Raw genomic sequence first — 10,553 nt, forward strand, 5'->3', positions numbered from 1 at the left:
ACGCCCTAAGCCAAATCGGCCTAGGGCGGTAAAAATATCAAAGACCCGATACCCTGTTAATCACAAGGCAGCTCCGCTTAAGTGAACTACGTTGCCTTTATTAAGGGGCGTTTTTATTTGTTGTTAATGGCAAAGATAAAATAACCCTGTTTAATTCTCTGAAGCTGTTAAGCCTGACAACACACTTAGCCCACAACCCAGCTCAGTTCGGGTAAACGGCTGAGATCCAGCTTGTCGCCTTCGGTCGCTATAGCCGAGGCCTGAGGTCTGGGCTTAGGCTGCACGCCGTCGGCATGTTCCAGCACACTCAGGAGTTGCCGCTGGGCATCCGGCTCACCGTGAACCAGAATAAGTGGCGGCGCGCCCTCAAACTCACGATACCAGCGCAGCAATTCGGCCTGATCCGCATGGGCCGACAACCCACCGACTGTGTGAATTCTGGCGGCGACATTCACCGAATTACCGTTGATGGTAAGCTCACTGGCGCCATCGACCAGCAGCCGCCCCGGGGTTCCCAGTGCCTGAAAACCACAGATGATAATGTCGCACTCGGGCCGCCACAGGTTGTGTTCCAGATGACAGCGAATACGACCGCCGTTACACATGCCGCTGCCGGCAATAATGATAAGCCCCTGGTGTACGTCGTTGAGTTCCATCGACTCTTCGGTACTTTGGATAAACTCTATTCCAGACAGCAGCGGGTGCTGCCCGGGGTGTTGATGCACGAAACGCTTGAAGTCCTCGTCCATCAAGGGATAGTTATTGATATACACCTTGGTGGCCTCTATGGCCATGGGGCTGTCGAGGCAGATTTTCCAACGTGACAGATCCCACTCCCCGGCATAAAGGTGAAACAGATACAAAAGCTCCTGCGCCCGGCCAACCGAGAAGGCAGGGATCAGGATATTGCCGCGGCTCTCACTGATGGCTGTCGCGAAGATCCCCTTGAGTTCTTCCAGAGTCGCCTCCCAACTCCGGTGCAACCTGTCGCCATAAGTGCTTTCCATCAGCACCAGATCGGCCTGTTGGATCAGCGTAGGATCTTTGAGGATCGGCATACCGGCGCGGCCAAGATCGCCACTGAACACCAGTTTTTTCTGGGTGTTGCCATCATTGATCCACAGCTCCAGTAGCGCCGACCCCAGAATATGGCCGGCATCACTCAAACACAGGGTCACACCGGGAATGGGATCCAGCTTGGTGCCATAGTCCAGTGGAATAAAACGGGTCAGTGCCAGTTCGACATCTTCTTCGGTGAACAGCGGCTCTATCGGTTCGAGATCTTGCCTGGCACGTTTGCGGTTCTGCCGCTCGGCATCACGCTGCTGCAGCATGGCGGCATCCTTGAGCATGATGGCGCACAGATCCATGGTGGCCTTATGGGTGTAGATTGGGCCGCTAAAACCCTGCTTCACCAGCAGGGGCAAGCGCCCAGAATGATCGATATGAGCGTGACTCAACACCACGGCAGTCAGGGATTCAGGAGCAAAGGGAAAGGCTTCATGGTTACGCAATTCATCCTGCCGCCCTCCCTGAATAAGACCACAATCCAACAACAAACTTGCATCGTTGACCCGCAACAGATGGCAGGAACCTGTGACTTCCTGGGTAGCACCCCAAAACTGCAAGCTCATGGACATAACACTTCCCTCTTTGAAACAATTCAATACAGCTGCGGAAATAACTTTACCGCACCTCTAAGCCTATGCCCTTATGGGAAAAAGTGACACTCCCTTATAGTCTAATTTTGCAATGGATCATTACGCCTCATGCTCTTGGGGCAGACCACGGGAGATAATCAGAGTCAGCAGTAACATGGCGCTGGAAACCCAGAGACAAGCCTCCAGCCCCCACCACTGAAACAGCGCACCGGAAAGCACTGTGCCCAGCAAGCGCCCGGCGGCATTGGCCATATAGTAGAACCCCACATCCAGGGATACCCCATCCTCGCGGGCATAACTGACAATCAGAAAACTGTGCAGCGAAGAGTTCACCGCAAACAAGGCTCCGAACAGCAACAGGCCACCGATAAGCCAGACGTGGGAGTATTGGCTATCAAGCCCAAGGGCGATAAGCGCGGGCACCAGAGCGAGCAAGCCGCACCAGAAGAGCGCCGCCGCCCGTCCCGGCAAGGCCGAGCCTTTATGCTTGCCGGCTGTCTTGCCGTCAGTCCTGGCGGTCAGTCTGGGTGCCAGGGCCTGCACCAAGCCGTAGGCGATAATCCAGCCGGCCAGAAAGCCCCCCACCTGCCAGTGATCCCAGCCAAATTGGCTGGCCAGATACACAGGCAAGGCCACCACAAACCAAACATCCCTGGCAGCAAACAGAAACAGCCTGGCCGCAGAGAGAATATTCACTGCCCGGCTTTTGGAAAACAGCTCACTGAACTTGGGCTTATTCTTGGCCTGGCCCAGTTCCGCCTTGAGAAACAGCAGCGAGCTCAGCCACACCAAGGTCAAAACAGCGGCCATGGCGGCAATGGCACCGGCAAATCCCAACAGGCTAAGCAGGGCGCCGCCGAGGAAGAAACCTATTCCTTTGAGGGCGTTCTTGGAGCCGGTCAGCAACGCCACATAGCGATACAGGGTCTGTCCCGCCTGGGCCGCATCCTTGGGTACCAGAGTCTTAATGGCACTCTTGGCACTCATCTTGTTGAGATCTTTGGCAATCCCCGACAGTGCCTGGGCCGCCATTACCCAGGGAATGGTCAGCCAGGCCTGAGGCACCAACAGCATGGCCAGCGCCACTATCTGCAGCCCAAGGCCGATATTCATGGTGCGGTTGAGCCCCAAACGGGCGCCGAGCCAGCCGCCCAACAGATTGGTGACCACACCGAAAAACTCATAGAAGAGAAACAGCATGGCAATGGCCAGCGCACCGTAACCCAACTGATAGAAATAGAGCACCACCAGCATGCGTAGCGCACCATCTGTCAGGGTAAAGGCCCAGTAGTTGCCGGTGATCAGCAGATATTGGCGCAGCGCCGGACTCATTTCAGCCATGGTGTTGTCCTTCAGGCATCCCGGTCCAAACGGCCCACCATCAGCGCCAACTCGGCGGTGCGATTGGCATAACCCCATTCGTTGTCATACCAACAGTAGAGTTTGAGCTGAGTGCCGTTGATCACCATGGTAGACAGCCCATCCACTATGCAGGAGCGGGGATCTGTCTTGTAGTCCACCGACACCAGCGGCCGCGACTCGAAGCCGAGAATACCCTTGAGTTCAGTCTCGGCCGCCTGTTGCAACAAGTCGTTGACCTGTTGCTCTGTCACTGTTTGCTCCAGTTCAAACACACAGTCGGTCAGTGAGGCGTTGGCCAGCGGCACCCTGACCGCATGGCCGTTGAGGCGGCCTTTCAGCTCAGGGAAAATATGGGTAATGGCGGTGGCACTGCCTGTGGTGGTCGGGATCAGGCTCTGGCCACAGGCGCGGGCTCGGCGCAGATCCTTATGGGGCGCATCCAATATGGTCTGGGTGTTGGTGATGTCGTGGATAGTGGTCATGGAGCCATGGCGAATGCCGAAGTTCTCATGGATAACCTTGACCACAGGCGCCAGACAATTGGTAGTACAGGATGCGGCTGTTACTATCGGATGCCTGGCCGGGTCGTAACTCTGATGATTCACCCCCATCACCAGGTTAGCGACACCGTCCTCTTTCACCGGCGCTGTAACCACCACACGTTTCACCCCTTGATCAAGATAGGCTTGCAGCAGCGCCTTGGTTTTCATCTTGCCCGAGGCTTCGATCACCAGATCGCATTGAGACCAATCGCTGTCTGCAATGGCCTGATTGCGACTGGTCGCTATCCGCCGACCGGCTATGACTATGGCACTGCCCTCATGCTCGACTGGGTGCGACCAACGGCCATGAACCGAGTCAAACTCCAACAGATGCGCCAGGGTGGCGGCATCACCTGCAGGGTCGTTGATCTGCACAAATTCGAGTTCCGGCCAATCCCAGGCAGCCCTCAAGGCCAGCCGTCCCATACGGCCAAAGCCGTTAATTCCCACCTTTATTGTCATCTCAATTCTCCGTTAATTTTTTTGGCCGCTGCCCAGTTACTGCGGCTACGGTTGGCAAATGCCACCAGGGACAGCATCACAGGCACTTCCACCAGTACCCCAACGACTGTGGCCAGCGCAGCTCCCGAGTGCAGACCAAAGAGGGAGATAGCCACGGCAACCGCCAGTTCGAAAAAGTTGGAAGTGCCTATCATGCAAGCCGGAGCGGCTATGCTGTGGGGCAGGCGCAAACGCTTCGCCAGCCACCAGGCCAGCAGGAAAATACCGTAAGTCTGCAGTAACAGTGGAATGGCGATCAGCACAATATTTTGCGGCTGGGCCACTATGGTTTCGGCCTGCAGTGCAAACAGCAGCACTACCGTCAGCAGCAGCCCCAATATCGACCAGGGTTTGAGCCTGGACAGCAAGGCCGTGATCGCCTCTGGTCGGCTATTGAGGTGTTTGCGGGTCAATACCCCGGCTAACAAGGGCAGCAACACATACAGCGCCACAGATAGGATCAAGGTTTCCCATGGCACCTGAATATCACTCACCCCCAGCAGCAGCGCCGACAGTGGTGCGAAGGCAAAAATCATGATCACATCATTGACCGATACCTGCACCAGAGTGTAGTTGGCATCGCCCCGGGTCAGTTGACTCCAGACAAACACCATGGCGGTACAAGGAGCGACTCCGAGAAGGATCATCCCGGCGATATACTCCTGCGCCGTTTGCGGTTCGACCCAGGGGGCAAACAGAAAACGAAAGAAGAGCCAGCCAAGCAGCGCCATGGTAAAAGGCTTCACCAACCAGTTGATCACCAGCGTCAGCAGCAATCCCTTGGGATTTCGGCCAACATCCTTGATAGCGGAAAAGTCAATTTGCACCATCATGGGATAGATCATCACCCAGATAAGCACGGCGATCACCAAATTGACATGGGCGTATTCCAGCGCCGCCACCGCGGTAAATACACCCGGCGCCAAATAACCCAGTGCTATCCCAGCTAAAATGCACAGCCCTACCCACAGGCTGAGCCAACGTTCAAAAATTCCCATACATCCCCCTCTCCGATCCCCCGGCGGTTAACTTCCGGCGCTCAAGTGATAGATTTCGGCCTGTTTCAACAGCAAGCTTGCGGCCTCGAGGCCATAGCCTCCAGCCGAGTCAGCTCATCAGCAATAAAGCCAGGGTTGGCCGTCAGTGTGTCCCGCAGCAACTGCTCGCACCAGGGTGCCAGTTCGGGGCTGAGACGATAAAACACCCATTGGCCCCGGCGTCTGTCCTGCAGCAGCCCCTGAGTTCGCAGCTGCGCCAAATGACGGGAGATCTTCGGTTGACTCAAGGCCAGGGCCTCAGTCAACTCGCAGACACAAAGTTCTCCCTGCTGCAGGATCAACAGCAGACTGCGCAGCCGGGTTTCATCGGCCAAGGCTTTGAAAAAAATGGTTAGTTCCATGATAAGCACCACTCCTTAAGGCCATTAGTCGGCCTGCCATACATCTGCCGTTTCAGTTGGCCATTCAAATGAGCATCTTCAGTAACCTGGAGAATATATGGATAAACAGATATGTGCTAAATCATATATAAAAACACCTATAGTTCAAGCGCTATTTTGAGGAGTCTATCGGATTGGAATTGGAGATCTGGCCCAGCGATTGCGCAGGGTTGCAACTGTTCATTTAGCAGAGTCAGGTACTGTCGTAAATTAATTTTAAACTCTAATTATTTCCGGCTTATTTCAGAGCTTGATTGCAAAACAGTTATAGCTCAAATCGAGATCTTATCGCTTGTCTTATAATTGCATGCAATATATTAAAAATTGAAAAGATTAAGTTTCATCAAAAATAAGCGAATGATTTTTAATGAAAAACATACAAGACATCAAGTCATAACCCAGTGAATCACTCAGATAGAAACTTGATCATTTTCTGATAAACATGAATAATATCGTTCGAACCAAAACCATTTGAACACTAATCAATTAATTGGTTAGCCTTCAAGTGGTTTTTCGCTAGTCCCACTTTAGCTGAAACTTAAGGAAGGAGAATCACGATGAATGCCAACAGCTCACAGGAGTCTGACAGTCATCTTTCACGCTACCAAATCAGCCTCAGAGATAAAGCCAAGTACCTGATCCAATTAGGGTGTTTCTGGCTCGTACTCTCAACCTACCTGTACCCATTCTGCAAACAAAAACTCAATCAAGCCTTCAGTGGCAATAACGGGCACTAATCTATGGATTATTCGAGTTATATCTCTTTGGCCATCTACTTTGTGGTCATGTTGGCGATAGGCCTGTTTGCCTATCGCAATTCTACCGATGATATTTCGGGCTACATTCTCGGCGGCCGTCAGGTCAGCCCTCAGGTCACGGCGCTGTCGGCCGGCGCTTCCGATATGAGCGGTTGGATGCTGATGGGTCTACCGGGTGCCATGTTTGTTATCGGCTTCGACACCATCTGGATTGCGCTTGGCCTGCTTATCGGCGCTTGGTTCAACTATCTGCTGGTGGCGCCCAGGCTCAGGGTTTATACCCAGGAAGCAGATGACGCCCTGACTCTGCCGGACTTTTTCAGCAAGCGCTTCGAGAAGAAAAACGGCTCGGTGCGGATGATTTCTGCAGCGGTGATCATACTCTTCTTTACTCTCTACACCTCTGCCGGCCTGGTCGCCGGGGGCAAACTGTTTGAATCCGCCTTCGGCCTGAGTTACCAGCTTGGCCTGGTGATCACTGTCTCAGTGGTGGTGGCCTACACCCTATTGGGGGGCTTTCTGGCCGTCAGTATGACCGACTTTGTGCAGGGCTGTATTATGTTTGTCGCCCTGGTGATGGTGCCTATAGTGGCTTTTCAGGAGTTCAACAATGGCACAGAGATGATGGCGCAGGCCAATCACACCATAGTGCCTCTGTCTGAATCTGTGGAGAAAATGAGCCTGCTGGCGATTGTTTCCAGCATGGCCTGGGGACTGGGCTATTTCGGGCAACCCCACATCATAGTGCGCTTTATGGCAATTCGTTCGGTTAAAGATATCAAGACGGCCCGCAACATAGGCATGAGCTGGATGTTGGTGACCATACTCGGCGCCCTGGCCACAGGCCTTATCGGTGTCGCCTATGTCAACAAGTTCCACCCAGGGCTGCAGGACCCGGAAACCATCTTTATTCTGTTCTCGGAAATTCTGTTCCACCCCTTGGTGAGTGGCTTCCTGCTGGCGGCGATTCTGGCGGCCATCATGAGCACCATCTCCTCACAGCTGCTGGTGTCATCCAGTTCGCTGACAGAGGATGTCTACCGCGCCGTGTTCCACAAGGACATAGACGAGAAGAAGCTGGTGAATATAGGCCGTTTCGGGGTGTTTGCCGTTGCTGCCGTGGCCACTTTGCTGGCCCTGGACAGCAACAGCAGCATACTGTCACTGGTGAGTAACGCCTGGGCCGGTTTCGGTGCCGCCTTCGGGCCACTGGTGCTGTTCAGCCTGTTCTGGTCGAAGATGACCCACTCGGGCGCCGTCGCCGGTATTCTCACCGGCGCCATCACAGTGCTGCTGTGGATCCTGCTGCCGGTGTTGCCCGATGGCAAGACACTCTCCAGTGTGATCTACGAGATAGTTCCCGGCTTTATCATGAGCTCCACGGCCATAGTGCTGGTCAGTCACTTTAGCCAGGATCCCTCACACTCAGTGCAGGAGACCTTCCACGCTACCCGGGAAAAGCTGCAGCAGGTCGGCTGATAGCTGGATAGTACAAATCCCGTTATAGACCCGGTGGCAGACGCCGGGTCTAGCTTCAATCCCCAATCCGCTTCGAAGTAACACCTCAAACAGGTTAAGGAAGTTATGAATAAGCAACCAAGGCAACGAATTGTTTTAAAAGTCGGCAGCGCCCTGATTGCCCCTGACAGACAGGGCTGTAGCTCGCGCTATCTGCTGGCCATAGCCCAATTCATTGTGCGCTGCCGCGCCAAAGGCATTCAGACCATACTGGTTTCTTCCGGCTCAATTGCCGCCGGAGCCCACAGATTTCCGCTCAAACCGGGCAGTGAAGCCAATAGCCCGGAGGCCCAGGTAGTACTGAAAAAAGCCATGGCCGCCGCCGGGCAGACTGAGATGATGGCGACCTGGGATAAGTTTTTCGACTTTCCCACGGCGCAAATTCTGCTGACCCATGGCGATTTGCGCGACAGAGAGCGTTACCTGTCGATTAGGGAAACCGTGTTTACCCTGCTGGATCACGACATACTGCCGATCCTCAACGAAAACGATACCGTCACCACAGATGCACTCAAGGTGGGTGACAACGATAACCTGTCGGCCATGGTGGCAGCCGCGGCCGACGCAGATACCTTAGTGATCTGCTCGGATATTGATGGCCTCTACAACAAAAACCCGCATCTGCACAGCGATGCCGAGCTGCTGCCCGAGGTCAATAAAATCGATGCCGCCATCTATGCCATGGCCGGCGGCAGTCACAGCGATGTCGGTACCGGCGGTATGCGCACCAAGATAGAAGCGGCGGAAAAGGCCAGCTCCCACGGCATTGATACCTATATAGTCAACGGCTTCAAAGAGGAGAGCTTTAATGCCCTGTTGTCGGGCCGCAATCCCGGCACCCTGTTCCGGGCATCCGAAACTCCGTTGCAGGAGCGGATGCATTGGCTGACCCACACTGTCAGGGCTCAAGGGGAAGTGATAGTCGCCGCCGATGAGGAGATGGACAGCGCCAAGAATTGCGCCGAGCTTTCCAGCAATGAAGTACTTGAGGTCAAAGGTAACTTTGCCGCCGGTGATACCATACTGCTGCGCAGCGACGACGGCACCCGTCTGGCCAAGGCCCGCAGTAACTACAGCAGCAGCCTGCTGAGTTTTATCGCCGAGCAGGAAGACCCTGAACTGGCCGACAGCTTCACCGACAGCCTGGGCGGCATAGTCTCGGAAAAAGATATCGCCCTGCTCAGTAAAACGCCGCAACTGGAGAAATAGCAGCGGCCCGCCAGCAGAGTAGCGCAACGAACAAAGGAGGACCCAAATGAGTCTGATAACCACACTGGCAAGCTCAGCGGCCAAGGCGGCCAGGGAGCTGGCACTCATAGATACCCAAACCAAAAATCAGGTGCTGAAAGCGATGGCCCGGGCGCTTCTCGCTGAAAATGACAATATTCTCAAGGCCAATGAGGAAGATCTCCTGGCGGCCCGCAGCGCAGGTCTCAGCGAAGCCATGCTCGACCGTCTGACCCTGACGCCAGAGCGGATCGCCGCCATGGCCAGTGGCATTGACACCATAGTCGAGCTGGATGACCCCGTGGGTCAGCGCCGCGAGCTGGGCCGCCGCCCCAACGGTATTCAGATAAGCAAGCTCAGAGTGCCGCTCGGGGTAGTCTGTATGATCTATGAGGCGCGCCCCAATGTGACCGCTGATGCCGCAGCGCTGTGTTTCAAATCGGGCAACGCGGTAATACTGCGCGGCGGTAAAGAGGCGCTCAACTCCAGCCTGGCGATAGCCAAAGTGCTGCACAAAGTGCTGCAGGAGTTCAAACTGCCGACCGCGCTGGTATCCGTGGTGCCGGATCCCGACCGCGCCCTGATGCTGGAACTGTTGCAACAGCGCGACTATATCGACCTGGTGATCCCAAGAGGCGGCGAAGGCCTGATCAACTTTGTCAGCGACAACTCTAAAATCCCGGTTATCCAGCACTTTAAAGGCGTTTGTCACCTCTATGTCGACAGAGATGCCGATGTGGAAAAGGCGCTCAACCTGCTGCTCAACGGCAAGACCCAGCGCACCGGTGTCTGTAATGCCCTGGAAGGCCTGTTGGTACACAAGGATATCGCCAAAGTCTGGCTGCCTATCGCCGCTCAGGCCTTGGCCGACAAGGGGGTGAAGATCAATGCCGATGAGAAGGCGGCCCCCTTCTTCGACCAGGCCACTGTGCTGACGGAAGATGAGTTCGGCCAGGAATACCTGAACCTGGAAATAGCCGTACGCCAGGTCGACTCGCTGGCGGATGCCATGGAGCATATCGCCCGCTTCGGCAGCCACCATACCGAGGTGATCTGCACCGAAAGCCAGCAAGCGGCGCAACAGTTTCAGCAAGGGGTCGATGCCTCTGTGGTGATGGTCAACGCCTCATCGCGCTTCAGCGACGGCAGCGAGCTTGGGCTCGGTGCCGAAATCGGTATCGCCACCACTAAGCTGCATGCCTACGGCCCCATGGGACTGGAGTCATTGACCACGGAGAAATTCCTGGTCAATGGCACAGGTCAGACACGCGATTGAGGAAGGGTTTGGCAATAGCGGGGCCTAATGCCAAACCGCTATTGCCACCCCTAGAGTGCGGATGCTGGAAGCCCGAATAAGGACAGGGTGTCCGAGAACGGCCTTCTCGCACTGACTGCTCTGCATTGAGGCATTTGAACCACAACTTTAGGCCGCTGGCACTGCGGCTAACATGGCTTCCAGCTAAAAGTTACTAATTAGTATTGGCAGGGCCTCCGGCGACGGATGTTTCTCATTGCCTGCCGCAGGCTTATGCACAGGCGATCCTGT

At 55.0% G+C, this 10,553-nt stretch carries 8 protein-coding genes; 3 read left to right on the forward strand and 5 right to left on the reverse strand.

Annotated elements, in window-relative coordinates; genetic code table 11:
- Positions 1–185 precede the first annotated feature (185 nt).
- From ACMHXE_RS07810 to ACMHXE_RS07830, 5 genes are all read right to left on the reverse strand, one after another.
- Complete coding sequence (locus ACMHXE_RS07810; RefSeq protein WP_039034434.1) at positions 186–1,640, reverse strand: MBL fold metallo-hydrolase RNA specificity domain-containing protein; 1,455 nt, start codon at positions 1,638–1,640, stop codon at positions 186–188.
- A gap of 120 nt (positions 1,641–1,760) precedes the next feature.
- On the reverse strand, positions 1,761–3,002 hold the full coding sequence (gene arsJ / locus ACMHXE_RS07815; protein WP_413731900.1) for an organoarsenical effux MFS transporter ArsJ: 1,242 nt from the start codon (positions 3,000–3,002) through the stop codon (positions 1,761–1,763).
- Positions 3,003–3,013: 11 nt separating this feature from the next.
- Positions 3,014–4,027 carry an ArsJ-associated glyceraldehyde-3-phosphate dehydrogenase gene (locus tag ACMHXE_RS07820; RefSeq protein WP_025886849.1) on the reverse strand — a complete coding sequence of 338 codons (1,014 nt, stop codon included), beginning with the start codon at positions 4,025–4,027 and terminating at the stop codon, positions 3,014–3,016.
- A complete protein-coding gene (arsB, locus tag ACMHXE_RS07825) occupies positions 4,024–5,064 on the reverse strand; it encodes an ACR3 family arsenite efflux transporter (RefSeq protein ID WP_165564447.1) in 1,041 nt (346 codons plus the stop codon). Before arsB ends, ACMHXE_RS07820 begins: the two co-directional genes overlap by 4 nt.
- Positions 5,065–5,129: 65 nt before the next feature.
- Positions 5,130–5,465: an ArsR/SmtB family transcription factor gene (locus ACMHXE_RS07830; RefSeq protein ID WP_028779633.1), complete on the reverse strand. Its 336-nt coding sequence runs from the start codon at positions 5,463–5,465 to the stop codon at positions 5,130–5,132.
- Between the two features lie 779 nt (positions 5,466–6,244).
- Between ACMHXE_RS07830 and putP the strand changes: the two genes are divergently transcribed.
- The 3 genes from putP to ACMHXE_RS07845 all read left to right on the forward strand — a co-directional run bounded on the left by putP (position 6,245) and on the right by ACMHXE_RS07845 (position 10,283).
- Positions 6,245–7,741 carry a sodium/proline symporter PutP gene (gene putP / locus ACMHXE_RS07835; RefSeq protein WP_144133925.1) on the forward strand — a complete coding sequence of 499 codons (1,497 nt, stop codon included), beginning with the start codon at positions 6,245–6,247 and terminating at the stop codon, positions 7,739–7,741.
- Between the two features lie 105 nt (positions 7,742–7,846).
- Positions 7,847–8,989 (forward strand): glutamate 5-kinase, encoded by a 1,143-nt coding sequence (gene proB, locus ACMHXE_RS07840; protein WP_093982026.1) that lies wholly within the window; start codon positions 7,847–7,849, stop codon positions 8,987–8,989.
- Positions 8,990–9,035: 46 nt separating this feature from the next.
- Entirely contained in the window at positions 9,036–10,283 is a 1,248-nt protein-coding gene (locus ACMHXE_RS07845; protein WP_165564446.1) for a glutamate-5-semialdehyde dehydrogenase, read from the forward strand.
- Positions 10,284–10,553: the final 270 nt, after the last annotated feature.

This window comes from Shewanella sp. BJSY2023SW007, assembly GCF_047314525.1.
Lineage (GTDB): Bacteria > Pseudomonadota > Gammaproteobacteria > Enterobacterales > Shewanellaceae > Shewanella > Shewanella chilikensis.

What these genes read in the sequence shown, in the direction of transcription:
- ACMHXE_RS07810 (WP_039034434.1), bottom strand. Translation starts at nt 1,640, where the DNA reads ATGTCCATGAGCTTGCAGTTTTGGGGTGCTACCCAGGAAGTCACAGGT.
- arsJ (WP_413731900.1), bottom strand. Translation starts at nt 3,002, where the DNA reads ATGGCTGAAATGAGTCCGGCGCTGCGCCAATATCTGCTGATCACCGGC.
- ACMHXE_RS07820 (WP_025886849.1), bottom strand. Translation starts at nt 4,027, where the DNA reads ATGACAATAAAGGTGGGAATTAACGGCTTTGGCCGTATGGGACGGCTG.
- arsB (WP_165564447.1), bottom strand. Translation starts at nt 5,064, where the DNA reads ATGGGAATTTTTGAACGTTGGCTCAGCCTGTGGGTAGGGCTGTGCATT.
- ACMHXE_RS07830 (WP_028779633.1), bottom strand. Translation starts at nt 5,465, where the DNA reads ATGGAACTAACCATTTTTTTCAAAGCCTTGGCCGATGAAACCCGGCTG.
- putP (WP_144133925.1), top strand. Translation starts at nt 6,245, where the DNA reads ATGGATTATTCGAGTTATATCTCTTTGGCCATCTACTTTGTGGTCATG.
- proB (WP_093982026.1), top strand. Translation starts at nt 7,847, where the DNA reads ATGAATAAGCAACCAAGGCAACGAATTGTTTTAAAAGTCGGCAGCGCC.
- ACMHXE_RS07845 (WP_165564446.1), top strand. Translation starts at nt 9,036, where the DNA reads ATGAGTCTGATAACCACACTGGCAAGCTCAGCGGCCAAGGCGGCCAGG.